Origin of the sequence: Geobacter sulfurreducens PCA, from assembly GCF_000007985.2 — a bacterium.
Classification (GTDB): Bacteria; Desulfobacterota; Desulfuromonadia; order Geobacterales; family Geobacteraceae; genus Geobacter; species Geobacter sulfurreducens.
In genome coordinates, this window is sequence record NC_002939.5 from 1,914,720 (window position 1) to 1,939,807 (window position 25,088).

Annotated in this window: 25 protein-coding genes and 1 riboswitch; of the genes, 8 read left to right on the forward strand and 17 right to left on the reverse strand. The window is 57.8% G+C overall.

Annotated elements, in window-relative coordinates:
- The first annotated feature begins 195 nt into the window (after window positions 1–195).
- The 3 genes from infA (at window position 196) to epmA (ending at window position 2,194) form a co-directional block, all read left to right on the forward strand.
- On the forward strand, window positions 196–414 hold the full coding sequence (gene infA / locus GS_RS08745) for a translation initiation factor IF-1 (RefSeq protein ID WP_010942395.1): 219 nt from the start codon (window positions 196–198) through the stop codon (window positions 412–414).
- A gap of 287 nt (window positions 415–701) precedes the next feature.
- A complete protein-coding gene (efp, locus tag GS_RS08750) occupies window positions 702–1,265 on the forward strand; it encodes an elongation factor P (RefSeq protein WP_010942396.1) in 564 nt (187 codons plus the stop codon).
- Between the two features lie 5 nt (window positions 1,266–1,270).
- Complete coding sequence (gene epmA / locus GS_RS08755; protein ID WP_010942397.1) at window positions 1,271–2,194, forward strand: EF-P lysine aminoacylase EpmA; 924 nt, start codon at window positions 1,271–1,273, stop codon at window positions 2,192–2,194.
- Here the strand turns inward: epmA and GS_RS08760 are convergent.
- The 4 genes from GS_RS08760 to rimI form a co-directional block, all read right to left on the reverse strand.
- Entirely contained in the window at window positions 2,175–3,236 is a 1,062-nt protein-coding gene (locus GS_RS08760) for a KamA family radical SAM protein (RefSeq protein WP_010942398.1), read from the reverse strand. The two genes, epmA and GS_RS08760, sit on opposite strands and share 20 nt — an antisense overlap.
- A gap of 83 nt (window positions 3,237–3,319) precedes the next feature.
- The gene (locus GS_RS08765; RefSeq protein ID WP_010942399.1) at window positions 3,320–4,237 is read right to left on the reverse strand and encodes a dihydroorotate dehydrogenase; all 918 of its coding nucleotides are present in this window, start codon (window positions 4,235–4,237) and stop codon (window positions 3,320–3,322) included.
- Window positions 4,238–4,259: 22 nt separating this feature from the next.
- Window positions 4,260–5,075, reverse strand: coding sequence for a dihydroorotate dehydrogenase electron transfer subunit (locus GS_RS08770; RefSeq protein WP_010942400.1), 816 nt, complete (start codon window positions 5,073–5,075; stop codon window positions 4,260–4,262).
- Entirely contained in the window at window positions 5,065–5,547 is a 483-nt protein-coding gene (gene rimI / locus GS_RS08775; RefSeq protein WP_010942401.1) for a ribosomal protein S18-alanine N-acetyltransferase, read from the reverse strand. Before rimI ends, GS_RS08770 begins: the two co-directional genes overlap by 11 nt.
- A 133-nt stretch (window positions 5,548–5,680) precedes the next feature.
- Between rimI and purM the strand changes: the two genes are divergently transcribed.
- From purM to GS_RS08795, 4 genes are all read left to right on the forward strand, one after another.
- On the forward strand, window positions 5,681–6,727 hold the full coding sequence (purM, locus tag GS_RS08780) for a phosphoribosylformylglycinamidine cyclo-ligase (protein WP_010942402.1): 1,047 nt from the start codon (window positions 5,681–5,683) through the stop codon (window positions 6,725–6,727).
- Between the two features lie 27 nt (window positions 6,728–6,754).
- A complete protein-coding gene (purN, locus tag GS_RS08785) occupies window positions 6,755–7,375 on the forward strand; it encodes a phosphoribosylglycinamide formyltransferase (protein WP_010942403.1) in 621 nt (206 codons plus the stop codon).
- 46 nt (window positions 7,376–7,421) lie between these two features.
- A complete protein-coding gene (locus tag GS_RS08790; RefSeq protein ID WP_010942404.1) occupies window positions 7,422–7,694 on the forward strand; it encodes a cytochrome c7 in 273 nt (90 codons plus the stop codon).
- A 237-nt stretch (window positions 7,695–7,931) separates the two neighbouring features.
- Window positions 7,932–8,007: riboswitch (cyclic di-GMP riboswitch) on the forward strand.
- A 94-nt stretch (window positions 8,008–8,101) separates the two neighbouring features.
- Window positions 8,102–9,637 (forward strand): c-type cytochrome, encoded by a 1,536-nt coding sequence (locus GS_RS08795; RefSeq protein WP_010942405.1) that lies wholly within the window; start codon window positions 8,102–8,104, stop codon window positions 9,635–9,637.
- 68 nt (window positions 9,638–9,705) lie between these two features.
- Here the strand turns inward: GS_RS08795 and GS_RS08800 are convergent, their stop codons facing one another.
- From GS_RS08800 to xseA, 6 genes are all read right to left on the reverse strand, one after another.
- Window positions 9,706–10,968, reverse strand: coding sequence for a peptidase MA family metallohydrolase (locus GS_RS08800; protein WP_235044853.1), 1,263 nt, complete (start codon window positions 10,966–10,968; stop codon window positions 9,706–9,708).
- A 23-nt stretch (window positions 10,969–10,991) separates the two neighbouring features.
- Entirely contained in the window at window positions 10,992–11,282 is a 291-nt protein-coding gene (locus tag GS_RS08805; RefSeq protein WP_010942407.1) for a J domain-containing protein, read from the reverse strand.
- A 78-nt stretch (window positions 11,283–11,360) separates the two neighbouring features.
- Window positions 11,361–13,241 carry a 1-deoxy-D-xylulose-5-phosphate synthase gene (dxs, locus tag GS_RS08810; protein ID WP_010942408.1) on the reverse strand — a complete coding sequence of 627 codons (1,881 nt, stop codon included), beginning with the start codon at window positions 13,239–13,241 and terminating at the stop codon, window positions 11,361–11,363.
- Entirely contained in the window at window positions 13,241–14,134 is an 894-nt protein-coding gene (locus tag GS_RS08815; RefSeq protein WP_010942409.1) for a polyprenyl synthetase family protein, read from the reverse strand. Before GS_RS08815 ends, dxs begins: the two co-directional genes overlap by 1 nt.
- Before the next feature lie 43 nt (window positions 14,135–14,177).
- A complete protein-coding gene (locus tag GS_RS08820) occupies window positions 14,178–14,408 on the reverse strand; it encodes an exodeoxyribonuclease VII small subunit (protein WP_010942410.1) in 231 nt (76 codons plus the stop codon).
- A 66-nt stretch (window positions 14,409–14,474) separates the two neighbouring features.
- Window positions 14,475–15,818 carry an exodeoxyribonuclease VII large subunit gene (gene xseA, locus GS_RS08825; RefSeq protein WP_010942411.1) on the reverse strand — a complete coding sequence of 448 codons (1,344 nt, stop codon included), beginning with the start codon at window positions 15,816–15,818 and terminating at the stop codon, window positions 14,475–14,477.
- Between the two features lie 98 nt (window positions 15,819–15,916).
- Here xseA and GS_RS08830 point away from each other — a divergent pair, with 98 nt between their 5' ends.
- A complete protein-coding gene (locus tag GS_RS08830) occupies window positions 15,917–17,317 on the forward strand; it encodes a ParA family protein (protein WP_010942412.1) in 1,401 nt (466 codons plus the stop codon).
- Between the two features lie 8 nt (window positions 17,318–17,325).
- Here the strand turns inward: GS_RS08830 and GS_RS08835 are convergent, their stop codons facing one another.
- The 7 genes from GS_RS08835 to ftsE form a co-directional block, all read right to left on the reverse strand.
- Window positions 17,326–18,198 carry a divergent polysaccharide deacetylase family protein gene (locus GS_RS08835; protein ID WP_316445018.1) on the reverse strand — a complete coding sequence of 291 codons (873 nt, stop codon included), beginning with the start codon at window positions 18,196–18,198 and terminating at the stop codon, window positions 17,326–17,328.
- Between the two features lie 206 nt (window positions 18,199–18,404).
- Complete coding sequence (locus tag GS_RS08840; protein WP_010942414.1) at window positions 18,405–19,763, reverse strand: hypothetical protein; 1,359 nt, start codon at window positions 19,761–19,763, stop codon at window positions 18,405–18,407.
- A 380-nt stretch (window positions 19,764–20,143) separates the two neighbouring features.
- A complete protein-coding gene (locus GS_RS08845) occupies window positions 20,144–20,791 on the reverse strand; it encodes an AfsR/SARP family transcriptional regulator (protein WP_010942415.1) in 648 nt (215 codons plus the stop codon).
- Between the two features lie 145 nt (window positions 20,792–20,936).
- A complete protein-coding gene (locus tag GS_RS08850; RefSeq protein WP_010942416.1) occupies window positions 20,937–22,268 on the reverse strand; it encodes a S41 family peptidase in 1,332 nt (443 codons plus the stop codon).
- A gap of 26 nt (window positions 22,269–22,294) precedes the next feature.
- Entirely contained in the window at window positions 22,295–23,470 is a 1,176-nt protein-coding gene (locus tag GS_RS08855) for a murein hydrolase activator EnvC family protein (RefSeq protein WP_010942417.1), read from the reverse strand.
- Window positions 23,467–24,417, reverse strand: a complete 951-nt coding sequence (ftsX, locus tag GS_RS08860; protein WP_010942418.1) for a permease-like cell division protein FtsX — start codon at window positions 24,415–24,417, stop codon at window positions 23,467–23,469. The genes GS_RS08855 and ftsX overlap by 4 nt, the downstream gene beginning before the upstream one ends.
- Window positions 24,395–25,075, reverse strand: coding sequence for a cell division ATP-binding protein FtsE (gene ftsE, locus GS_RS08865; protein WP_010942419.1), 681 nt, complete (start codon window positions 25,073–25,075; stop codon window positions 24,395–24,397). The genes ftsX and ftsE overlap by 23 nt, the downstream gene beginning before the upstream one ends.
- Window positions 25,076–25,088: the final 13 nt, after the last annotated feature.

The following is a 25,088-nucleotide window of genomic DNA, read 5'->3' on the forward strand; positions in this document are numbered from 1 at the left end:
CGACGCAAGGCCACCTCGGCAGCACCATTCCGGCCGCAGATCAGGACAGGGCTTCGAATCGGCTTTCCGGCCGGTTGGCGATGCCGCAAAGCCCGCACCGGCTTGAAAAACGGCTTGCATTTTAATACAGCAGCGGGTACTCTAACAAAGTTTGAAACGAATCCATCATCCGCGCCAAGGAGCAGTGGTCACCCCATGAGCAAAGAAGAAGCAATTGAAGTAGAAGGCACCGTCATCGAACCCCTCCCGAACGCCATGTTCAGGGTAGAGCTCGAAAATGGACACGTGGTGCTTGCCCACATTTCGGGAAAGATGCGCAAGTACTTCATCAAGATACTTCCGGGCGACAAGGTCACGGTAGAGCTTTCACCCTATGACCTTACACGTGGTCGCATAACCTATCGCGCCAAATAGCAACAGCCCGCCCCGGGGGGCGTCAGGCCCCCTCACGTGTCAGCTCACCCTTCATTGCGCCGTATCCCCGATGACCTCCTGCCACGGTGGTATCCCAGGTGTCGGATAACAGAGCTCCCTCTCCCGTCCTGTCGCTATCTGTTCTGTTCGTCCTCATAACGGGAATCAATGCTCAAAGTCGATGGACAGGTGCCGGGAACTGTATTTTTTTCTTAACAACCGTTGGATTTTAGGATAAAAAGTACCATTTTGGACTACATACCCACCACGAAAAGAGGATAGTATCTATGTACACTGTCGCCGATCTGAAAAAGGGGCTCAAGCTTACCCTCGACGGAGCCCCCTACCTGGTCATTGCGTTCGAGTTCTCCAAGCCGGGCAAGGGCCAGGCCCTCTATCGCACCAAGATGCGGAACATGATTACCGGCGTCATTCTCGACCGCACCTATCGCTCCGGGGAAACCTTCGAGCCGGCACGCCTCGAAGAGCGCCGGATGCAGTACCTGTACAAGGAAGACACCCACTACACCTTCATGGACAACCAGACTTTCGAGCAGGTTCAGATGGACGAAGATGCCGTTGGCGATGCAAAAAACTTCCTCATCGACAATCTTGAAGTGGATATCCTCCTCTTCGGCGAGAAAGCCATCGGCGTAACGCTTCCCAACTTCGTCAATCTCCGCGTTGTCCAGACCGATCCGTGGGTCAAGGGCGACACCTCGGGCAGCGATTCCAAGCCCGCCACCGTTGAGACGGGCTACATCCTCCGCGTTCCCCCGTTCATCGAGGAGGGCGAGATGATTGTCATCGATACCCGTTCCGGTGAATATTCAACACGGGTCAAAGGATAGACTCCATGACCGGTAACTGGAACCTGGCCCGCAGGCGCTCCGCGCTCTGGGCCAGGGCCCGCATCCTTGCAGAAATCAGACGTTTTTTTGTTGAAGGGGGGTATCTCGAAGTCGAGACCCCCCTTCGCATTCCGGCACCTGCGCCCGAGTCCCACATCGATCCGGTGCCGTCCGGTCCGTGGTTCCTTCAGACTTCGCCCGAACTGTGCATGAAACGGTTGGTGGCAGCAGGGTACGAGAGGGTTTTCCAGATTTCGCGGTGTTGGCGCGATGGCGAACGGGGAAACATGCACCTGCCCGAGTTCACTATGCTCGAATGGTATCGGGCCGGAACAGACTACCGTGGGCTCATGAATGAGTGCGAAGAACTCGTCGGCGCCGTGGCTGCAGCCCTCGGCATGGGGGAAGTGCTGAACGTCAAGGGAAGAAACATCCGTCTGGGAGCCCCGTGGGAGCGTCTCTCCGTGGCAGAGGCCTTTGAACGCTACTGCGACCGCACCATGGAGGAGGCCCTGGCCAACGACACCTTCGACGAGTGCATGGTTAACGACATTGAGCCGCGCCTCGGCTTCGCGACCCCAACCTTCATCTGCGATTATCCCGCCGACCGCGGTGCCCTCGCCCGCCTGAAACAGGATGAGCCGTCGCGCGCCGAACGCTTCGAGTTATACATCGCAGGCGTCGAGCTCGCCAACGCCTTTTCGGAGCTGACCGACCCCGTTGAGCAGAGAAGCCGCTTCGAACAGGAGAAACTGTTCCGGGAGTCCCGCGGCAAAAGCGCCATTCCCCTGCCCGAGCCCTTTCTCGCGGAACTCCACCACCTGCCGCCCACCGCCGGCATCGCCCTCGGCATTGACCGCATGGTGATGCTGCTCCTCGATCTTGATTCCATTGACGACGTAGTCGCCTTCACCCCGGAAGAACTGTAGCCGGCTGCCCCACATCACGGTATTCGATGGTTTCCCCCGTGTAGGTGCGTAACAGCCACAGGTCACCCCGACGGCTTATGCAGTCCGGAAGCAACGGAATCTTCCCCTTGCCCCCTGGTGCGTCGATTACGTAGTGGGGCGTGGCCATGCCCGACGTGTTTCCCCGCAATGCCGTGAGAATCTCCAGCCCTGTTGCCACCGGCGTCCGGAAGTGTCCTGTGCCCCGAACAAGGTCCATCTGATGGATGTAGTAAGGGCGGACCCGGATGGAAAGAAGCAGTTGCATGAGCCGTGTCATCACAGCCGGGTCATCATTAACGTCGGCCAGGAGCACGGACTGGTTGCCCAAGGGGATGCCTGCGTCGGCAAGCCGTGCACATGCCTTGGCCGCCTCGGCGGTGATCTCCCGGGGATGATTGAAATGGGTGTTCACATAGAGGGGATGGTACCGTTTGAGCATGCGACAGAGCCTTGCCGTGATTCGCTCGGGCAGCGTAACGGGGGTTCGGGTCCCGATGCGGACCATTTCCACGTGCGGAATGGCAGCAAGTCGGGCAAGGATTTCCTCCAGCCGCTCATCGTCCAGCAGAAGCGGATCTCCGCCCGACAGGATCACGTCGCGAATCGCCGGCGTTTCGGCAATGTAGCGCAGCGGTTCGCCGAAAGGATCTTCACAGTGGCGGGAGGTCATACACCCCACCTGTCGCTTCCGCATGCAGAAACGGCAGTAGACCGCGCACTCCCCCGACACAACCCAAACGACGCGATCAGGATAACGATGGATGAGCCCCGGCACCGGCGAGAGACGCTCCTCGTGCAGGGGGTCGGACTGCTGGTCGTCGCACAGTTCGGCCGGATCGGGAATGCATTGTCGCCAGATCGGATCTCCCGGCGCTTCCACAAGACGCAGGTAGCCGGGAGTGATCCGCATCGGATAGCGGCGTATAACCGGCGCGAGCTGCCCGGCGTCGATCCCGAACCGCTCGGTAATCTCATCGGCTGTGGTGACTGCATCGGCGAGCAGCCGCCGCCAGGTTTCCATACGTTCTGCTCCTCCCGCAAACGGACAGAGGCGGAGACACCGGTCCCCGCCTCTGGCATCGGCATGCATGCTGGCTGCCGGCGCTAGACCTCCAGGGCGCCGATCATCTCCTTAACATCGGCGATACCGTTATCCGCCAGATATCGCTCCATTTCCGCAGCAATCCGGCCCGCGGCGCCCGGATCCAGGAAGTTGGCGGTGCCAACCTGCACGGCCGTTGCGCCGGCAAGCATGAACTCCAGAGCATCGATGCCGGTCATGATGCCCCCTATGCCGATAACCGGAATCTTCACCGCCCTGGCAACCTGCCAGACCATGCGTAGCGCGATCGGCTTCACCGCCGGTCCGGAGAGGCCGCCGGTCACGTTGGCCAGGATTGGACGGCGCTTGTCCAGATCAATGGCCATGCCGGTGAGGGTATTAATGAGGGAAAGGGCGTCGGCTTCCGCATCGGCACAGGCCCAGGCCATCTCCACAATATCGGTCACATTGGGCGACAGCTTGACGATCACCGGCTTGATGGTGGCCTCCCGCACTGCCTTTACCACCGAATAGGCGGCCTTGGGGTCTGTACCGAAAACGATCCCGCCATGTTTGACGTTCGGGCAGGAAATATTGATCTCCACGGCAGCCACTTCGGGTATCAGGTCCAGGCGCTCGGCGAGTTCGGCATATTCTTCGAGGGTGTTTCCGAAAAAATTAACGATCACCGGCGTGGCAACCGTGCGGAGAAACGGTACCTTTTTCTCGACAAAGGCATCAATGCCCACATTTTGCAGACCGATGGCGTTCAGCATTCCACCGGTGGTTTCGACGATACGCGGGGTCGGATTGCCGGCCTTGGGCTTCAAGGACAGCCCTTTGGTGATGATGGCGCCGATCGCCTCCAGGTTCACGTACTCCGAGAACTCCTCGCCGTAGCCGAAGGTGCCCGAGGCGGTCATGACCGGGTTTCTCAGCGTGATGCCAGCAATCTCAACGGAAAGGTCAGGTTTCTGCATTAGTGCTCCTCGCTCCGGGGCGCTACACCCATTTCAACTGATCAAAGGCGAAAACCGGCCCATCCTTGCACACGCAACGGTAGTCCGGCGACTCGTCTGAATGCTCCTTCCCCTTCACCACGCAACCAAGGCACGCCCCCATGCCGCACGCCATATAGGCCTCAAGAGAAACCTGACAGGGGACGCCGGTTCGCTCGGCGATGCCGGCCACGGCCTGAAGCATGGGCATGGGGCCGCAGGCATAGATGGTTCTCTTGCCCGCCGCGCCCCGGATGTGGCGCTCCATGACGTCCGTCACGAAGCCCCGATCGCCGAGGGTGCCGTCGTCGGTCGCAACGTAGGTTTCCACACCAAGCCGCTCGAATTCGGTCACGCAAAGGATGTCGTCCCTGGTCCTGCCCCCCAGGAAGAAGCGGACCCGTGAGCGCTCCACCAGTTTTTTGGCCAGATAGTAGAGCGGGGCGATGCCGATGCCCCCGCCCACGAGAATCTTCTCTTCGTCCGGATCGCCCAGGTCGAAGCCGGTGCCGAGAGGAGCCAGAAGGTCCACGTGGTCGCCATGGTGGTAGGTCGAAAGTGTTTCGGTCCCCTTCCCCACCACCTTGTACAGCATTTCCACGTAGGTCTGCGGGCCGCATCCGGAGAACTCGGAAGCCACGGTACCCACGTCGAAGATGCCGAAGGGACGACGCAGCAGGGGATCGATAGCGTCCCGGACCCGCACCATGATGAACTGTCCCGGTCTGGCATCGGCCAGTTCGGGAGGCGCAGACATTCTCATGCGGAAGTAGCCGGGAGAAACCTCGTGGTTCGAGATGATCATCGCCTTAAACTGCATGGGGGGAGCCCTCTCCTTCATCAGTTGAGTAAGTCATCAGCACGGCATCCTCGCCGTTTTCGTAGTATCGAGGACGCCGGCCGGTCTCGGCAAATCCGAGGCGGCGGTAAAGCGTCCTGGCGGAGGTATTCGACACGCGTACCTCCAGGTGGACGGTCCGGGCGCCTCGCCCGGCGAGTTCCGCTACGGCATGGGTTACCAGCAGCGCACCGATGCCCTGCCCGCGGAAATCCCGGCGCACGGCCACGTCGAGTATCTCGCCCTCGTCGAAAAGGAGTGTCGGACAGATATACCCCACGATGAGTCCGCCCGGCGACCGGGCAACAACGGGGAAAGAACGGGGGGATGCGAGTTCTGCGACGAAGTGATCCCTGGTCCAGGGGCGGGGGAACGAGTCGGATTCGATCTGCAGAACCTCGTCCAGGTCGCCTTCGGTCATGGGCATTATTGTCGGGCAATCTGCGGTATTCATCGAGCGTACGCATCATAGGCGAAGGACACCCCCTTGTAAACCCTTTTTTCAGGCCTCAAACCGCGCCAGATAGGGTTTGACATTTACCGGTTCATGCGATAAATTTTCACTTCTTTTAACGGGAGGAAACGTAGTGACAAAGAGAGGTTTTACCTATAAGGACGCCGGTGTCGACATCGATGCCGGCAACACGTTTGTGGGGCTCATCAAACCGTTCGTGAAAGCCACTTCCAGGCCCGAGGTCATCTCGGACATCGGCGGCTTCGGCGGGCTCTTTTCCCTGAACACCAACAAGTACCGCAACCCCGTCCTGGTTTCGGGAACCGACGGCGTCGGCACCAAGCTCAAGATCGCCATGATGGCCGACCGGCATGATACCGTCGGCATCGACTTGGTGGCCATGTGCGTCAACGACATCATCGTCCAGGGTGCCGAGCCGCTCTTTTTCCTCGACTATTTCGCCACGGGCAAACTGGACCCCCAGCGGGGAGCTGCCGTGGTTAAAGGTATCTCGGAGGGATGCGTCCAGGCCGGCTGTGCCCTTATCGGTGGCGAGACGGCGGAGATGCCCGGCTTCTATCAGCCTGGTGAATACGACCTTGCCGGGTTCACTGTAGGCGTAGTCGAGCGCGACAACATCATCGACGGATCATCCATCACCGTGGGAAACCGTCTCGTGGGCATCGCCTCCAGCGGCCTCCACAGTAACGGCTATTCGCTCGCCCGCAAGATTATCTTTGAATCCATGGGACTCGGCATAGACTCCATTCTGCCAGGACTCGGCATGTCCGCGGCAGACGCCCTGCTTACCCCTACCAAAATCTACGTCAAGACCATTCTCAACCTGCTGAGGGACTTCCACGTGAACGGCATCGCGCACATTACCGGCGGCGGCCTGCTGGAAAACGTCCCCCGCGTCTTGCCCAACGGCTGCAAGGCTTTGGTGCATCTGGACAGCTGCCCGCTTCCGCCCCTCTTCTCCCTGCTTCAAGAGGCAGGATCCGTTGAGCGGGACGAAATGTACCGCACGTTCAACTGTGGAATCGGCATGGTGCTGGCAGTACCCGAAAACGAGGCCGACGAGATACTTATCCGCCTTTCGGGACTTCAGGAGAAGGCCTTCATCATCGGCGAAATCGCCAAGTGCGAGCCCGGCGCCGAGATGGTCGAACTCGTATAAACGGGACGTGGCACCATGGGAGCCCCTATGATTCAACCGCTTGCAGTTGGTGTTCTCGTTTCGGGCAATGGCTCGAATCTCCAGGCGATCATCGACCGGATCGAGGATGGCTCGCTCCCGGCGAGAATAGTCTGCGTGATCAGCAACAAAGCTGATGCCTTTGGCCTTGAGCGCGCTAGAAAGCACGGCGTACCCGCCATCCATATCGATCACAGGGCCCACGGCGGCCGTGAATCCTACGATGCGGCCCTAGTGGAAACCCTGCGCTCCCACGGGGTGCAACTCGTCGTCCTGGCAGGCTTCATGCGCATCGTTACGCCGGTGTTGCTTGACGCCTTCCCCAATGCGGTCATGAATATCCATCCCGCCCTCCTGCCCGCCTTTCCCGGGCTCCACGCCCAGGCTCAGGCGCTCCGGTACGGAGTCAAGTTCTCCGGTTGCACTGTCCACTTTGTTGATGAAGGGACCGACACAGGACCGATCATCATCCAGGCAGCCGTCCCGGTCATGGATGATGACGATGAAGCCTCCCTTTCGGCCCGTATCCAGAGAGAAGAGCACCGGGCCTATCCCGAGGCTATCCGGCTGTTTGCCGCGAAACGCCTCAGGATCGAAGGAAGAAAGGTATCCATACTTCAGGGGGCATGACCACGCAACATGCTCTCCGGTTATTCCGCGATCGAGGAACGGTGCCATGAAACGAACGGTCATTTTATTCGCTGCCATGATTCTAACCGCCTCTGTCGGCCTTGCAGCTGATGTTATCCTGTTCCCGTCCAAAAACGGTGCCGTCACCTTCACCCACAAACGACACTCTGAATTTGTAAGGGAATGCAGGAGCTGTCACGAGAAAACCCCTGGTAAAATAAGAAATTTCGGCAAGGATTACGCCCACAAGACCTGCAAGGGGTGCCACGAAGTGCGGGGCGCTGGACCTACAAAATGCAAGCTCTGCCACACGGGCTAGCACAGCGCGCAAAACAATTCAGACGCGAAGCCGGTTACCCTTCGGATGACCGGCTTTTTTGTTGCTAAAGAGGAAAACTCAGGGTTGTCTCCGACAAACCTAAACCAAAATGCAGCCCACAACATGCTGCAACAATTAACTATTTCAAAATGGTAACACCCGTAAAACATTTTGTGTTGACATTCAGATACAAGGTTTGTTAGTTCTATAGTCAGCAATTCACCAAACAAATCAGATACACGACAATACTAAACCATCCGCGAGGATGGGGCGGAAAGCCTAAGGGTCTCCCTGAGACAGCCGGGTCGCCGAAATATCTGAACGATATCAGGCCCCGGCTTTTTTGTGCCCGGGCTGCCGGATCGTTCTGATCCGGTACACTACCACGCGCTCAGGGAGGAAACTTAATGACCGCACGTAAAGGGCTAATTTCGCTCCAGACACAACAGGGCACGCTGCCCCGTAAAACCTTCACCAGCCTGATCATGCTTATGATCACGGCACTTATGACATTGGCCGGCTGTGGCGGTGGAGGCGGTGGTTCTACGGCTGCAACTTCAACGGGCACGCCGACTACCGCGGCAGTATCAGGGGTGGCAGCCACCGGAGCCCCCCTTGTGGGCACGATCCGGCTCAAGGATTCTTCGTCGCCGGCAGTTGAAAAAACAACCTCTTCCGCCACAGACGGCTCCTTCACAGTTGATGTTACCGGTTTGACGCCGCCGTACATATTGAAAGCTGACGGCACGTCAGGCGGCACTGCCGTTACCATCTGCTCTTTCGCGGCCGGCCCCGGGACCGCAAACATCAACCCGCTATCCAATGCAGCACTGGCCAGCGCCGCCGGTGTAAGTGATCCGGCTGCAGCAGTCTATGCATCCCCCTCCCCCGCAATGCTCGAAACCATTAGCGCGAACCTGCCGGCCGCCGTAGCTGCCCTGCGCACCCAACTCAAGCCCCTGCTCGACCAATACGGTGCCAACGTGCACCCGATCACCGCTCCCTTCACGGCCAACCACACTGGTCTCGACGCCGTTCTGGACGTAATCCGGGTTCAACTTGGTGCCGGCACCATGGTAGTCGCCAACAGAGCAACTAATGCGCCGATCTTCAGTGCTCCCCTGATGAACATTAACGGCGGGACCTTCACCATGGGCAATATGCCGACTCCCCCGACCCCGGCAACAGACGGACAAGGATTGTACGCAGCCAATTGCGCGGCCTGCCATGGTGCTTTGGCCACTTCTGAGAAAAAAGGGACAACGCTTGCGCGTCTCCAGAGTGCCGTAAGCGCGAACGCCGGCGGCATGGGATTCCTCTCCTCGCTGACCTCAGCTCAGTTGCAGGCAATCGTTGACGTCTTGGCAGTGGCTCCTACTCCTACTCCTACTCCTACGCCCACTCCTACGCCCACTCCTACGCCCACTCCTACGCCCACTCCTACGCCCACTCCTACGCCCAACGGGTCGGCACTCTACGGGAATAACTGTCAGGCATGCCATGGCTCGATCACGAATTCCGACATCCAGACCAGGACTGTATCGGCAATCCAATCGGCAATCTCCGGCAACCGTGGCGGCATGGGGTTCCTTTCAACCCTCACGTCCGCTGAAATTCAGGCGATAGCCACCTCGCTGGCATCGGCTGTCACACCGACTCCTACACCGACTCCTACACCGACTCCTACACCGACTCCTACACCGACTCCTACACCGACTCCGACGCCGACTCCCACCGTCGACCCGGGCAAGACCGTCTACGACAGCCGGTGCGCATCGTGTCACCGCCTAGGCACCTATGACGCCTCCGGCAGTGCTCCGAACCTCTCCCGGGCCGGGACGAAGATTGACGGAAAGTTCACCGCCGGCGTTTCGGGGCACAAGGGAATTACGCTCACCGCCGCGGATCTTGCAAATCTTAAGACCTTTGTCAACGCAAACTGATCAACTCTGATCTCCAACGGAAAACGGCCTGCTTTTGCAGGCCGTTTTCTATTTTCCCCGAACTCGGATTATCGTTCCGGCGTGCCTCCGCCACCCACCTCTCTCAGTACATGATCGCGCCATCGGCCGAACAGGCCGTCATAATCGAGGCCCACATCGGCGAACGCCCGGTTCATTGCCTCGCCGAGCGACAGGCCACTTCCCAGATCTTCGAGGACCATCCGAAGCCGGTGCCATCCATGGGCGGAAACGATAAAATCGACGAGGGAGTAGCTTTGCTCATAGGCAAGACGAACCTCACCTCCTTCGAGCCCGGCGAATGATCCTTCAAGGCGTTTCAACGGCAAGAACTCACCACGTTTAGCCGCTTTTTCCAACTCACCGAGAGGGGGATTGTACTCCAGGCGCCCCTGTATTTCGGCAATCCCCTCGTTCAGCCAGGTGGGGCAATTACCGCGAGTCAGGTCGATGACAACGGCGTGGACATATTCATGGCGCAAAGTTGCCCTGATATCCGGCGTGATCTCTGTTATGCCGCCGACAGGGAGGCGGATTTTGCCGTCATACAATCCGCCCGACCAGTGGGGCGATCGGGTTACCTCCCGGTAGTCCTGGCGAGTGTAGAGTATGACCGGGATTCGTGAGGCGGGGAAGAATCCTAAGTCGGTGCCGACCGAATTATAGAACTCCTCAAGCAGATCAAGAATTGCCAGGGCATTGTCAGTCTTCGTCCCGCTGTCGTACGAAACAATGAAGCGCGAACTATGCCCGCGTTCCATCCTCTCCTCGACCGACTGCTCACGCCGCACCTTTTCCAGCAGTCCGGCCAGGGAGGACTCGGAGGGGGCAAGGGTCGCAGCCTTTTCCCAAAGGGCCATGGCCTGGTCGGTCTCACCCGCGTCGTAATATGTCTTGCCCAGGAAATACAGGCCTTCGGCCGTATCTCCACCGAGGGACCGGGCCAGGGAAAGCTCGTGACGGGCCATTTCTTCATTCTTGGCCAAAGAAAAGGCGATCCCTCTCAAAAGATGAAAACGGGGTTCGTCGGGATAGAGTTCGCTGCCGCGCCCGAAGTGCTTTGCCGCCTCCTCGTAGGATTTGCTCTCCAGCAGTTTCCGCCCGAGAAGGGCATGGGCTGTGGCGAGATTATCCCTCAGCGTCGGGTCCAGGGAAAACAGAGAGAACGCCTGCTCCAGCTGCTCTATGCCCTTTTCCAACTCGCCGAGATCAATGGACTGGACACCGTATTTTTTCTGGGCGACCGGGTCGGCGCCGGTTGCCGGCGGGGCGGCAACCACGAGGCAGCCGAGCAGCAGGGGAAGGGTAAACAACAGAGGGCGTTTCAGGAAGACGTTCAACGCATACCCCAGAGAGGAGCATCTTCGAACTGCATCCGCAGCCGCTCGTCGGGGTTCTGCTCATAGAACTCCTCTTCGGAGAAGGAGAGGCGATAGGCGTCGGTGTACTCGCGAAGCAGGGCATAGGCTGCATTGATGAGTCGGATTCGCTCCGGGTCGCCCTCTTCTCCGGTGTCGGGATGATGGCGCCGCACGAGTTCCCGGTGGCGGGCCTTGATCTCCCGTAGTGTCACCCGGTCTGACAATCCAAATATTTCAAGAGATTTGACGAGATCTACGTATTTCATCGGCTGCCCCCATAGATGGTGGCCCTAAACGCATGGTCAGCCCAACCGTTGTTCCCGGTAGGAGAAATTGATCCGCATCTAGCGCGCGGACAACGTCCTGATCCGTCCGGCAATCCCCTCGGCATCGAGGCCGTAGCGTGACCGCAGTTCATGTTGTTCACCCTGCTCCACATACCGGTCGGGGTAGCCGAACCGGTGCACGGCAACGCCTCCTACTCCTTCATCGGCAAGCAGTTCGAGCACGGCTGAACCAAAGCCCCCTTGAAGGACGTTTTCCTCAATAGTCACCAGCGTTCCGGCCCGGCCGACGTACGACAGGATAAGCTCCCGGTCGAGGGGTTTCACAAAACGGACGTTGACCACGGTCAGGTCAATGCCCTCGCCTTCAAGGGTGTTAGCCGCTTCGAGGGCGGGCCCGACCATGGCGCCGACCGCCAGAACCACACAGGTGCCGCTGCCGGCACGCAGCACTTCCGACGTGCCCAGGGGGATCGGAGCCAGCGACTGGTCAAGGGGCACGCCGAGCCCATTGCCGCGGGGATAGCGGACCGCTGCGGGGCCATTATGGTCGATGGCGGTCTTGAGCATGTGTTGCAGCTCGTTTTCATCCTTGGGGGCCATTACGACCATGTTGGGCAGGGTACGCAGGTAGGACAGGTCAAAGAGCCCGTGGTGGGTCGGACCATCGCTTCCCACGACCCCGGACCGGTCAATGGCAAAGGTCACCGGCAGGTTCATGAGGCAGACATCGTGGAAAAGCTGGTCATAGGCCCGCTGCAGGAACGAAGAGTAAATGGCGAAAACCGGCCGGTACCCCTCGGCCGCGAGGCCGGCGGCAAAGGTTACGCCATGCTGCTCCGCGATCCCCACATCGAAGAAGCGACCGGGGTGGCGAGCCGAGAAGGAGCCGAGGCCCGTACCGTCGGGCATGGCCGCAGTGATGGCGACTACCCGCTCGTCTTCATCGGCAATCCGCGTCAGGGCCTGGCCGAAGACTCCCGTGTAGGAGGTGGCCCCGCCCTTTCCTTTTACGATTTCGCCGCTGACAGGGTCAAAGGGGCCGACCCCGTGGAAAAGCGACGGTTTGGCTTCGGCCGGGGCAAACCCCTTTCCCTTTTTGGTCAGAACGTGGATCAGGACCGCATCATCGAACCGCTTGACCTTTTCGAAGGTTTCCGTGAGGCGGCCGATGTCGTGTCCGTCGATGGGGCCGATATACTCGAACCCGAAGGCTTCGAAGAGCATTCCCGGCGTAAAGAGTCCCTTGAGAGACTCTTCCGCCCGTTTGGCCACCTTGAGGACGTTCCGGCCGATCCGGTCGAGCCCCCCGAGAAAGGTTTCCACATCCTTCTTCAGGGTATGAACGAACTCGCTGGTAACGGTACGGCTCAGAAAATTGGACAGAGCGCCCACGTTCTCGGCGATGGACATCTCGTTGTCGTTCAGAACCACGACCAGATCACGGTTCAGGTGCCCCGCGTGGTTGAGCCCTTCATAGGCGATACCGCCGGTCATGGAGCCGTCGCCGATGACCGCCACTACCTTGTTGTTCCTGCCGGCGAGGTCACGGGCCGCCGCAAGCCCCAGGGCGGCGGATATGGAAGTGGAGGCATGGCCGGCGTCAAACACGTCGTGGGGCGACTCGGCCCGCTTGAGGAAGCCGCTGATCCCTCCAAGGGTCCGCAGGGTTGCGAACCGGTCCCGGCGGCCGGTCACGAGTTTGTGGGCATAGGCTTGGTGTCCCACGTCCCAGACGATTTTATCCTCAGGCGAGGTGAATACCCTATGCAGGGCCAGAGTAAGCTCCACCACGCCGAGACTCGGCGCCAGGTGACCGCCGTTGCGGGAGCAGACGGTTATGATTTCCTGCCGTATCTCCTCTGCAAGGATGCCCAACTCGGCCGTAGTGAGCCCCTTCAGGTCAGAGGGAGAATCTACCCTGTCGAGAATACGAGACATCATGATTTCCGTGACACGATGTACCGGGCGATTTCCCGAAGGGGGTCAGCCCGGTGGTCAAAGGGCGAAAGGGCCTCAATGGCGAGATCGAGAAGTTCCTGGGCGCGCCGCTTGGATTCAGCCAGGCCCAGCACGGCCGGATAGGTGGCTTTCCCCCGAGCTTCATCACTGCCCGCGTCCTTGCCGATCTGCTCGGTTGTTCCCTCGATATCGAGGATATCGTCGGCGATCTGGAACGCCAGGCCAATGGCTTCGCCGTAGCGTGTCACGGCCTTGACCGCGTCCGCGTTGGCTCCCCCCAGTACTGCTCCCGCCTTGATGGAGGCCTTGATCAGCGCACCGGTCTTGCGGGTGTGGATATATTGGACTGTTGCCAGATCGATCTCTTTGTTCCCCTCGCTCTCCATGTCGACCACCTGCCCGCCGACCATTCCCCGCGAACCGGCACAGAGGGCGATCTCGTGAATAACCGGCAGGAGTCGATCGCTTCCAACCGCGGCAGCATAGGAGGGAGAGCTGATGAGGATGAACGCCTCGGTAAGCAGGGCATCGCCGGCAAGGATGGCAATGGCTTCGCCGAATACCTTGTGGTTCGTCGGCCGCCCGCGGCGGAAATCATCGTCATCCATTGCCGGCAGGTCATCGTGGATGAGAGAGTAGGTATGGATCATCTCCATGGCGCAGGCCGCCGGCAGGGCCAGCGCCGTATCGCCGCCCACGGCATCGCAGGCTGCCAGCATCAGGATCGGGCGGACCCGTTTCCCACCGGCAAATACCGAATAACGCATGGCGCGGTGCACCGAAGACGGGAGCTCGTCTTCAGCCGGCAGATGGCGCTCCAGAGCCTCGTCCACCAAGGCACAGCGTTCTTTAAGATAACCTTTCAGATCCATCGGACCATCCTTTCACGTAAAAATGCACGCACGCGGAACCGGACTATTCGTCATCCAGCCGGAAGTCTTCGCGCACGAACGTGCCGTCCTTCTTTTTGAGAAGGAGTTCGACCTTTTTCTCCGCCTCGTCCAGTTTCTTTGTGCAGAAAGAGGCCATCTTGACCCCCTCTTCAAAGGCCTTGAGCGAATCGTCGAGGGAAAGATCTCCCCCCTCCAGCTTTCTGACCACGTCTTCCAGCTTTTTCAGTGCGGTTTCAAATTTTTCAACAGCCATAGATTTATCCCGAATATGAAAATGAAGGGGTCATTATAGCGCCCGGACAGGGTGAGTCAAGGTTTGTCACGTGTCGCTGCTGGATTCCACGCAACAGCCGGCCCGGCCGCGACGAAGGCACAACTCCACCCGGTCTCCCGGCGCGAGTCGGGCGCTGTCGGTAACGAGACACCGCTCGGGAAGCTTCAGCACGATGCTGTATCCCCGGGCCATGGTGGCCAGCGGCGAAAGCGTATCGAGCCGCGCTGCGGCCACGAGCGTTTTCTCTCTGAGGTGGTCCAGGAAACGGCGGAGCAGCGTCTCGTTGCGCCCGGCAAGGGCTATGACCCTTTCCCTGGCTCGCTCGAGCCTGACGGCGGGATTGGTAAGGCGCAAATTGGTGGTCAGCAGATCAAGGCTACCGCGATGACGTCGGACACTGTTCGCTGTCCCTCGCTCCAACCGGGCCGAGAGGTCATCGACCCGCTGTGACAGGTGCCCCACCAGCATGGACGGATCACGAAGGGAACGGTTGAGACTGTCGAGCTCGCCCCTCCTCTCGGCCAGGACCTGCCGTCCCCCCTGAACCAGCCGATGCCTGAGAAATTCAAGACGGGCGGCTAGTTCCTCTTTGCTCTTCACCACCAGTTCGGCCGCTGCCGACGGCGTAGGAGCCCGCAGGTCGGCAACAAAATCAGCAATGGTGAAGTCCACTTCGTGCCCAACAGCAGAAATCACCGGGATGCGCGAACGATGGATTGCCCGAGCAACCATTTCCTCGTTGAATGCCCATAGATCCTCGAGCGATCCGCCCCCCCGCCCGACGATCATCACGTCGATGACGCCGTAGCGGTTGAAGTCGTCAATCGCCGCGGCGATTTCCTCCGCAGCCCCCTCACCCTGGACTTTTACCGGCCGGATGAGGATCTCCACGTTGGCGAAGCGGCGGTTCAGCACGGTAAGGATGTCGTGAATTGCCGCCCCCGTGGCCGAGGTGACCACTCCAATCTTCTGAGGCAACGGTGGAATAGGTTTCTTGTGCTCGTCAGCGAACAGCCCTTCCCGGGCCAATTGCTCCTTCAGCTGAATGAAGGCCAGTTGCAAGGCTCCGATCCCGCGGGGCTCGAGGTATTCCACCAGCAGTTGGTACTCACCCCGCTGATCGTACACCGTGACTCTCCCGCGGACGATGAGGCCCATCCCGTCGCGGGGACGAAATTTCAGTGCCCTGGATGATGCCCTGAACATGACGCAACGGATCTGGGCCGCTCCGTCCTTCAGCGTGAAGTAGAGGTGGCCGGAGGCCGGCGTGGCCAGGTTCGACACCTCCCCTTCCACCCACACGTGCTCGAAGTTTTCCTCAAGCACCCCGCGAATCAGCGAGGTGAGCTGGGACACGGTCAGGATTCGTTTTTCAGAAAAGATATCCACGGGAACCCCGGGTTAAAGTTATTTAGTATCAAATAGATATAATTCAGGGGCAACGGCCTGTCAAACCGGGTTGACCGCTGTCAGGCGGACAGTGTAGTATGTGCCCCATGCAGAATTACCCTTATGTTATCACTGTCTCCTCGGAAAAGGGAGGGGTCGGCAAGACCACTCTCGCCACCAACCTGGCAATCTATCTGAAGGCCCTCGACGAGAATCTGCCGGTTACCATCTTTTCCTTCGACAACCACTTCACCGTGGACCGGATGTTCGAGATCAGGGGGCAGAGGCTGACCGGCAGCGTGGCCGACCTGCTCATGGAATCTCCGCCCCGCGACCTGATCCACACCGGTCAGTACGGAGTCGGCTACATCCCTTCGTCCGCCAGCCTCAACGACCTCAAAGGATCCATTCGTGGGCCCATGGTCCTGGCACGGCTTCTGGCCGCCTCACGTATTCCCGGAGTTCTCATCATCGACACGAGGCCCGACTTGGACATGCTCACCCAGAATGCCCTGTTCGCGGCAGATCGGGCCATCATCCCAGTCAAGGACATGCCGAGTCTGGAGAATTGCCGCAACATTTTCGCGTTGTTCGAACAGCGGGGTCTCGACCGCAAGAGTCTCAGCCTCATTCCCTGCCTCGTGGACGAACGAATCAAGTTCGACGGCCCCTTCAACGACCAGAAAACACTGCTCAAAGCTTACGCCATAAATCGCGGCTACCGTTGCCTCGATGTGTATATCTCCAAGAGTCCCAAGGTAGAGAGCCTCAATACCAACCCCGACGGGAAAATTTATCCGATTCTGACCCATGCCAAGTGGACTGAAGTCCATGGTCAGTTCGCGCAGTTGGCCCAGATTCTCATCAATGAGTACAACGCCACCACGGAGCCTCGCTCACTCCTCTTCCATAAGTGGCTTCAGACCGAGGAAAGCCGCAAGAAGGAAGAGTTTTTCGCTCGGCTTTCAGGGATCAAGAGCCAGTGCCTGCTTTGCGGCAAACCGGTGAGCGATGATGGAGACGGCCGTCACTCGTTCTACTTCGAGGTGTCCGACGGCAGCGCGGCCGGTTTCTTTGAGGAAGAGTGCTTCCTCACCATGCTCATGACCAACATCTACAACATGGACGTGAGTATGGTGGATGACGCCCCGACGGTTCATCTCATGCGCGATTCGTCCAGAGAGTCGGCCTTTGTCTTCCGGCCGGCGTCGAACGGCGGTGCCGTGGAGTTCCATCGGTTCAGTCTCGACGGTACGCTCCTGATCAAGAAGAATTACCCCCTCAGAGAATACGAAGGAGGGCTGCTGCGACGGGAACGCAGCAGGCTTTACACCCTCATGACCGAAGCTCTGGGAACAGCGGGCGCCGGAAGCTCCGATCGTTTCATCCTTGTTCACCCGGTAACGCGGGACAATCCCCAGGGGATTCTGCGGGACGAGAGCTACCGGGGTCTCACCAAGCTCAAACAGCACATCGCGGCCCAGATTGCTTCATCGTAACGCCCCTGCTACCTGACCAGCCTCGACACCGTCACAAAGGTGATCCCCTCGTCCCGCAGACGCGGTAACTCGACGGCAAGGGTCTGGATGGTGGCAGGATGCGGGTGGCAAATCGCTATGGCATTGCCCCGCTTTCGGGCGATCGAAGCGGCCTGACGGAGTTGGTTCGTGATGTAGCCCGATTCCTGGATATTGTCGAGGAAGACGTTCCGCACCGCCGTGCGCACCCCCATTTCCCGCGCCACGGCATCACCCACCGAGACAGGGGATGTCTTACTGTCTACAAAGAACAGCCCCCTTTCCTTCAGTACCCCCATCACCACAGCCATTTTCTGACGGTTCTCGGTAAACCCGGAGCCCATGTGATTGTTCGCCCCGACTGCCTGGGGAATCTCGTTCAGGTAACCGTTTACCCGGCCGGCAATCTCATCGTCGCCCTGTGAGAGGAGGAGTCCGTTCGCCTCAAGCCGCCTTTCGGGATATCCTTTGGGCTCCATGGGCAGATGTACCATTACCTCAATTCCCCGCTGCCGGGCCTCCTCGGCAACCCGTCTGACCTTCGGCAGTCCCGGAATGATGGCAAAGGTGAGCGGAATACCGATATCCATCAGGGCACGCGCCTCAGGAAGCCCCTTCCCCATGTCGTCGATGATGACGGCAAGGGTTCCCGGCCCCGTTGGACGCTGCGCGCGCTGTGGTTCGGCCGGGTGGTGGATAACCCCCGTGTAGTCTTCGTGGGCAACTGGTTGTTCCGGCTCTCGGGGAGGAAGCTTGTGACGCTCCACCACGGGAGGTGGGGTCTGCTGCACGACCGGTTGTTTGCGGTACGCGCGATCAAGAAAAAAAACAGCGGCGATTACCGCTATGACGACCAGAGCCATGCCAATGAGTGGCACGCGGGAAGAATTCCGTTTTCTGCGGTTCGTTCTGACAGTTTTACGTGGTGAGGCCACAGAGGCTCCTTGTTTGAGAGATTCGGTCCTTCATAGTACCATAGCTCAGTCGGGGGGCAAACCGTATCCTGACGAACGAGCAAAGCCCGTCGGACAGCTCACGACGGGCTTTGCTGAAGCATGGGGATTACGCTCTAGTTCCGCGTTTTTTTCTCATCCGCGGCCGTAAGATAGTTAGCCGTATAAATGTAATCATCGAGATAGTCGACCTTGCCGTCGCCGTTCAGATCAAATGGGCGGGCCGGTCCAACCGATTTCCGGGCGAGGAAAAGCAGGAAATCTGCCTCTGTCACGCGTCCCTTGCCGTCCACGTTGACGTCTGCCCGCGGTGCGACGGTGAGCGGATACTCCATGATTTTCCGGCCGGTTACGATAATGAGGGTTGCTTCCACGGCACCGGCCTCCGGCAGCGCTTCCACCAGCCAGCGGTTTCCCTCCCCCTTTTTAAGCGACTTGAGCGCCGCGCCTCTCAGTGCGAAGTTGGGCGCGGTCTTCCCTCCTTCGGCAAGATTCACGGTGATGCGAACGGCTGTTTTGCCGTCAGTAAGGCAGATAGCCGGGTCCTGGCTGATGCTATCCGCCACGGGTTTCTTGAACAGTGCCATGAGTGCCTTGGGGGTTTTGGCCCCCGTGTAGTCGCGGAACCGGGCAGCCACGCCGCCAAGGACGGCATACCCTTCCTGCGTCACAGGTGCGGGTTTCTCTTCCGGCTCAGAAACCGGCCGCTCGGCTTCCGGGAGCGGAGCGTGCTGTTCTTCGGTCTCGTTCGCGCCGTTCGCTTGCGACTGTGGAGACTCTTCAGCCGACGCGGTCTGCTCCGCGACAGGCGGCTTCCCTGCTGAAACACTCGCATCGTTATCAACAGCCCCAGACGTTATCATCCCTGGCAATACGACGGTTCCTCGATGGGTAGCGTCACCCGACGTTGCGCCGGCTGAAGGCGTCTGAGCAGTTCCATCCATTGCGGAAGCACCTGAACCGTCTGCAAGGTTCTCTCCCTGACCCGTATTTACGGGAGACTCTGTCGGTTGCGACGTGGAGGGCTCAGTGGATTGGGTTGTCCCGCTATTGAGGGTAACTCTGAGGTTCCCCTTCTGGGAAGTATCCCCACTAATAATCTGGTAAACGATAGTTACCCCGGTTGCCCCCTTCCCCCCCTGTGAAAAGCTTATCTTTGCGAGCGGACCTGAACCGGACAATGGCGCAGTGTTAAGCATGGCAAGACGAATGGTGCCGGCAGTGGCTGCATTGGGGAGAAACATAGCCCAGCGGAATCCGCTGAGCTGCATTGCTTGGGCGTTACTCAACGCTTGTGGGTCATAGGTCACGGTTATGTCTATTGCATCTACATTGGACAACCCTGTGGCGGAGATCAGCACATCGTTTCCCGATGGATACGCTGAAAGGCTGCCGCCGGCGCCGAACGCAAACGTATTGACAACAAGGACGAAAAACGCACTGGTAAGAACGCCGAGAATTGCGGGCTTCTTCATTGCGATTCCTCATAATCAGGAGGTAAGGTCATATATATGTGTCATCGTACCACAAAACAGCCCAACAGCTTTCCATAAAATCTGCACAGTCCAGTACACAGGGGTGTCACGGCTGCTCGACATCCCGGTGGGACGCGTCGCCTTCCCTCACGGGCTGGCCAAGCGCCGGGATGTTGAAAACATCAAACTGTGGATGCTGTCGAAAGATGCAACGATACGGTTAGATGTGTCATCAAAGGGAATCGGAAGAAAGTCCGTACGAATGGGGAATAAAAAGGCACAACAGTTGCAAAATGAGACGAGGGGAACGGAGTCGGCGAGACCTGTTGAGTGTTGAATATTCAGTCAATACTTACAGATATACTGCATGAGACGGCTCATCAAGATTGATGAGCCATCCCCGCAACATTCTTCAGGAGAGTTATAGCCTCGACGGCATCCTGATTCCCTTCAATTTGATATACCTTTTCAAGTGAAGACAGAACGGACGCGTGAAGTTTCTCCAGTTCATTGCGTTCCGCGGTAATATAGGGATCAAATGGTTCTTCAGGCAAAAAGGGCCCACTGTAAAGATCCTGGGCAGTTTCCAGATACTTTCTTGCCACGGAAATCTCGCCGCGGGCCAGCATTTTTATCCCTGAAGAGGCATGATATTTAAACTGGCTGGAATCAAGCGAGAAAACGGAGTAATCGAGCCGAATGGCCTCTCCCAAGCTCAACACGGGATTCACGGTGCGAGGACCGGAAAATGACTTGCGCAGCCTGCTCAGGGTAGTCTTGAAGTTCTTGGCACCGGAGGAAAGATCACATCCGGGCCAAATCATTTCAATCAGTTTGTCCCTGTGCAGCCACTGATCATAAGAGATAAGGAGATAACAGAAAAGTATCCTGGCTTTCTGGCTTTCCCAGACAATGCTTATGGGAGCGCCGTGGTAAGAAATGGAAAGACCGCCAAACGAGTTGATATGTAAAGCAGGCCCCTCTTCTCCCCTCTCATCTGTCGTCGTTATTTTTCTATGTGCAACCATCGCGATACACCCTTACCTTAACTGTGATTAATTTACCTACTGAATACTACATCGTTACGGGAGTGTCAATACAAATATAGAACTTATCGGATTTACATAAAAAAAGGGGGGGCCCGAGCCCCCCCTTTTGGCGTAAGTCATCCTCTCATTTGCTTATTGTTTTCAGGATTTCCCACCCTTTCAGGAGATCCAGCGCGCGCATCACCTGATAATCGCTCTTCAACTGCTCATCGACCTTGGATGCTGCCGAAGCACCTTTATCTGTTCCTTTTTGTTTGTTGTCCGATCCGTCCTTCGAGTCGGAATCGAAATGATTCTCAAGGTCTTTCTCGCGGATATGGCCTTCCATCTTCTCTGTAGACTGGATTTCCGCGCGCTCCACAACGATGTCCGGCGTTATGCCCTTGGCTTGGATGGAACGACCGCTCGGCGTGAAATACCGTGCCGTGGTGAGTCGGAGACCAGACTCATCGGAGAGGGGGATGATTGTCTGGACCGAGCCTTTCCCGAAACTCTGGGTCCCCATGACAACGGCACGCTTATGATCCTGCAGCGCACCAGCGACAATTTCAGAAGCACTGGCGCTTCCGCTGTTGATCAGCACAACCATCGGGTAGTTGGGTTCAGTGCCGGACTTGCGGGCGGTAAACTGCATCCGCGACTCCTTCTCACGCCCCTCCGTGTACACAATGAGTCCATCTTCGACAAAGTGATCGGCAACCTTGACAGCCTGATCGAGAAGTCCGCCCGGATCGTTACGGAGGTCGAGGACGAGTCCCCTCAAATCTCCGCCATTCTCTTCCTTGAGTGCCTTGAGCGCCTTGACCAGGTCATCGTCCGTCTTTTCCTGGAACTGTGCGATTCTTATGTAACCATACCCCTGATCCATCGATTTGAACCGCACGCTCTTGACCTGAATGGTATCGCGAACGAGCGTAAATTCCTTCGGTTTGTCGAAACCTTCACGCATAATGGTAAGGGTTACTTTCGTCCCCTTGGGGCCCCGCATTCTCTTGACCGCATCCATGATGGTCATGTCCTTGGTAAAGCGGTCTTCGATTTTCAAGATTTGATCTCCCGCCTTGATGCCGGCCTTGAAGGCAGGAGTGTCCTCTATGGGGGATATTACCGTGAGGAGTCCATCCTTGATCGTAATCTCGATACCCAGGCCGCCGAAAGACCCCTTCGTATCGATCTTCATCTCCTTGTACATGTCGGGAGGCATGAAGGAGCTGTGTGGATCAAGTGAAGCAAGCATACCGTTGATGGCTCCGTAGATGAGCTTCTTGGTGTCCACCTCTTCAACATAGCTTTTCTTGACGATCGCCAACACATCAGTGAAGAGCTCGATGGACTCGTAATCGTTCCCTCCCTCAGCTGCGCACCGCTTCTGAACGGCACCGGCACCGAGCACGGCAACAACACAAAGCGAGGCAAGCAACAGTGCGACGCGTTTACCTTTGATGGTCTTGAACATTACTCCTCCCAGAGTTGAGAAACAGACTACCTGAACCATGGAGACGGATCAACCGGCCGTCCCTGATACCGAATCTCGAAGTACAACATCGGGCCGCGAGGTGAATCAACATCGCCGACAGTGGCGACCACCTCATTGCGGTTAACCTGCGCGCCAACCCGTTTGGAGATGCGTGACGCGTGGGCATAGAGGCTGAAAAAACCACCTCCATGATCAATAATGATCATATTGCCGTAACCTTTGAAATAGTCCGCAAAGAGGACCTTGCCCTCATAGACCGACCTGATATCCGAACCAGCCGGTGCTGCGATGGAAATACCGTTGCTGACTGTATAAGAGTTGAACTCGGGATGCTTGTGCCGTCCGAATCTTCCAACAATATCACCGGAAGTCGGCAGGGATAGCCTCCCCCGCTGGGAGCCGAATCCTGAGTCAGGCAAAGGCGGGAGACCTGGCGGAAGTCCTTTCTTTTCGCGTGACTGAGTATAGCTCTTTCTACTCTGTGCTTCAAGTTTTTCCACCATGGACTGCAACCTGCGCGCATTGGCCTGGAGGTCCCTGAGAGAGGAGAGATATTCCTTCTTGTCCTGCTTAACCTTGGTGAGATAGGCCGCTTTTTTGTCTTTTTCGGCCTCGATTTCACGTTTCTTGTTCGCTATCCCGGCCACGATCCGTTCTTTTCGCTGCACCTCATTTTCCAGTTTTCGCTTGAGGTTTGATAATTCAACAATCTTGTCCGAGTACTCGTTGAAAAGGCGGCGATCGTTCCCGATGACAGCACTCATGTAACGCAGGCTTTCAACCATTTGGGGAAATGATTCGGAGGAGAATACGACCCGAAGATTACCGATCTCGCCAGCTTTATACACCGAAACAAGCCGCTTCTGAATCTCCTGTTTCTTCCGTTCGGTTTCGCCCTTGACACGATCAATCTCGTTGGTCGTGCTGGATAGATCCCGTTCGACGCCATGGAGTTCGTTGTTCAATGACGCAAGCTGGGTCTGCTTCTCCTTCAGGCTCTGATCGATCACCAGCAATTCACCGGTGACCTGCTTTTCAACCTTTGCGGTTTTTCGAAGAAGGCGCTTTTTCTCGCTGATTTCCTTCTTCACGCCCTTGAGTTGATCGTGCACATCAGCGGCAAGCGCTACGGAAACGCAGATCGTCAGAAATACTATGGGTACCCAAAAACTTCGCATCATGACTGATTGTCGCTGAAACGCCTGAGCGAGGTGAGACTGCCAAGAAGCCCGAGCACGATGCCGCCGATGAAAATACCGGCAATATGTACCGGGGGCAGGAAAGAGAACCCGGTAAAGGTACCTGATATGGGGATAAAGTTAGGTACACCGTGCAAGAAGCCAAAGTAGGCGGCAACAAGAATGATAAGTGTGCAAATTGAACCGGCAGCGCCCTGAATCATCCCTTCCACGAGAAACGGCGCCTTGATAAAAAACCGCGTGGCACCTACCAGTTCCATAACCTCCAGTTCATCCTTCCGGGCGTAGATGGTAAGTCTGATCGTATTGGAAACGATGAACAGTACCGCCAGCACAAGGAACGCCCCTAAAAGCGCTCCGAGAAAACGGAGAAAATTCATAAAGGCATTGAAACGGCGGACCCATTCTTCCCCATATTGCACCTCATTGATTCCGGGGACCTTTTTAAGCTGGGCAACGTAGTGTTCAATTGCACCTTCCTGGCGGCTGGACCGTTTAAGGGCAATCTCCACCGAAGCAGGCAACACGTCGGCAGGTACGCCGTCCAGGAGGGTTTCCTGCCCCTTCAGTCTGGATCTGAACCGCTTCATCGCCTCGTTCTTATTCACGTAGGAAACGCGTGAAGTCCCTTCAATCGCTTTGATGCGATTCATGAGCTGGTTTAGCTCCTGGGGGGGCAGTTCCTGGTCGAAATAGGCGGTAACCTGGATCTTGCCGCTCCACTCCTCGGCAGTTGACTCGAGGTTTACGAACACCAGCAGAAACAGTGAGACGATAAGCAGAGCCAGCGATATGGTGCCGATTGTCAACACGTTCACCATGACATTCTGACGAAGATTGAGGATCGCCCTGCCGAGAAAATAGCCGAGCCGCCCCCCGGGAGCATCGCCGGAAAGGGTGGGCCGCTTAGAGTTCTTGTTTCGGGACATCGTTATCCTCCACCAGGCGCCCCTTATCCAGGATGATCACCCGCTTGTGGCTGTTTTCGATCACTCGCCGGTCGTGAGTCGCAACCATGACGGTCGTACCGCGGATGTTGGCTTCCCGGAAAATGGCCAAGATCTGCTCCTTGTTCTCATCATCGAGGTTTCCCGTCGGCTCGTCGGCCAGCAGAATTTTCGGATCGTTCACCAAAGCCCGGGCAAGGGCAACCCGTTGCTGTTCGCCGCCCGACAGCCTGAGGGGGGTAGCGTTAATCTTGTGCTCCATCCCCATGAGCCTGAGAATATGGTGAACTTTCTTGCCGATATCCCGTTTCCCCCAACCGAGAACCTCAAGGGTAATTGCCACGTTTTCGAGCACCGTTCGGTTCGGAAGCAGCTTGAAATCCTGGAAAACCACCCCGACGGAGCGCCTCAGTAAGGGGATCTGCGAACGAGTCATTCGCGTGACGTTCTGGCCGTCGACGATCACCTGGCCCTTGCTCGGGCTGAGGGCTGCGTAGACAAGTTTCAGGAGGGTCGACTTCCCCGCCCCTGACGGGCCGGTAACAAAAACAAAGTCCCCTTTGGGGACCTTGAGAGTTACGTCGTTAAGGGCAGCCATGTCGCGCTGGTATGACATGGATACATTGTGGAACTGGATCATTGTGTCCCTTCTT

Coding starts and splice junctions, on each gene's coding strand:
- infA (WP_010942395.1), top strand. CDS start 196: ATGAGCAAAGAAGAAGCAATTGAAGTAGAAGGCACCGTCATCGAACCC.
- efp (WP_010942396.1), top strand. CDS start 702: ATGTACACTGTCGCCGATCTGAAAAAGGGGCTCAAGCTTACCCTCGAC.
- epmA (WP_010942397.1), top strand. CDS start 1,271: ATGACCGGTAACTGGAACCTGGCCCGCAGGCGCTCCGCGCTCTGGGCC.
- GS_RS08760 (WP_010942398.1), bottom strand. CDS start 3,236: ATGGAAACCTGGCGGCGGCTGCTCGCCGATGCAGTCACCACAGCCGAT.
- GS_RS08765 (WP_010942399.1), bottom strand. CDS start 4,237: ATGCAGAAACCTGACCTTTCCGTTGAGATTGCTGGCATCACGCTGAGA.
- GS_RS08770 (WP_010942400.1), bottom strand. CDS start 5,075: ATGCAGTTTAAGGCGATGATCATCTCGAACCACGAGGTTTCTCCCGGC.
- rimI (WP_010942401.1), bottom strand. CDS start 5,547: ATGAATACCGCAGATTGCCCGACAATAATGCCCATGACCGAAGGCGAC.
- purN (WP_010942403.1), top strand. CDS start 6,755: ATGATTCAACCGCTTGCAGTTGGTGTTCTCGTTTCGGGCAATGGCTCG.
- GS_RS08790 (WP_010942404.1), top strand. CDS start 7,422: ATGAAACGAACGGTCATTTTATTCGCTGCCATGATTCTAACCGCCTCT.
- GS_RS08795 (WP_010942405.1), top strand. CDS start 8,102: ATGACCGCACGTAAAGGGCTAATTTCGCTCCAGACACAACAGGGCACG.
- GS_RS08805 (WP_010942407.1), bottom strand. CDS start 11,282: ATGAAATACGTAGATCTCGTCAAATCTCTTGAAATATTTGGATTGTCA.
- dxs (WP_010942408.1), bottom strand. CDS start 13,241: ATGTCTCGTATTCTCGACAGGGTAGATTCTCCCTCTGACCTGAAGGGG.
- GS_RS08815 (WP_010942409.1), bottom strand. CDS start 14,134: ATGGATCTGAAAGGTTATCTTAAAGAACGCTGTGCCTTGGTGGACGAG.
- GS_RS08820 (WP_010942410.1), bottom strand. CDS start 14,408: ATGGCTGTTGAAAAATTTGAAACCGCACTGAAAAAGCTGGAAGACGTG.
- GS_RS08830 (WP_010942412.1), top strand. CDS start 15,917: ATGTGCCCCATGCAGAATTACCCTTATGTTATCACTGTCTCCTCGGAA.
- GS_RS08835 (WP_316445018.1), bottom strand. CDS start 18,198: ATGGCTCTGGTCGTCATAGCGGTAATCGCCGCTGTTTTTTTTCTTGAT.
- GS_RS08840 (WP_010942414.1), bottom strand. CDS start 19,763: ATGAAGAAGCCCGCAATTCTCGGCGTTCTTACCAGTGCGTTTTTCGTC.
- GS_RS08845 (WP_010942415.1), bottom strand. CDS start 20,791: ATGGTTGCACATAGAAAAATAACGACGACAGATGAGAGGGGAGAAGAG.
- GS_RS08850 (WP_010942416.1), bottom strand. CDS start 22,268: ATGTTCAAGACCATCAAAGGTAAACGCGTCGCACTGTTGCTTGCCTCG.
- GS_RS08855 (WP_010942417.1), bottom strand. CDS start 23,470: ATGATGCGAAGTTTTTGGGTACCCATAGTATTTCTGACGATCTGCGTT.
- ftsX (WP_010942418.1), bottom strand. CDS start 24,417: ATGTCCCGAAACAAGAACTCTAAGCGGCCCACCCTTTCCGGCGATGCT.
- ftsE (WP_010942419.1), bottom strand. CDS start 25,075: ATGATCCAGTTCCACAATGTATCCATGTCATACCAGCGCGACATGGCT.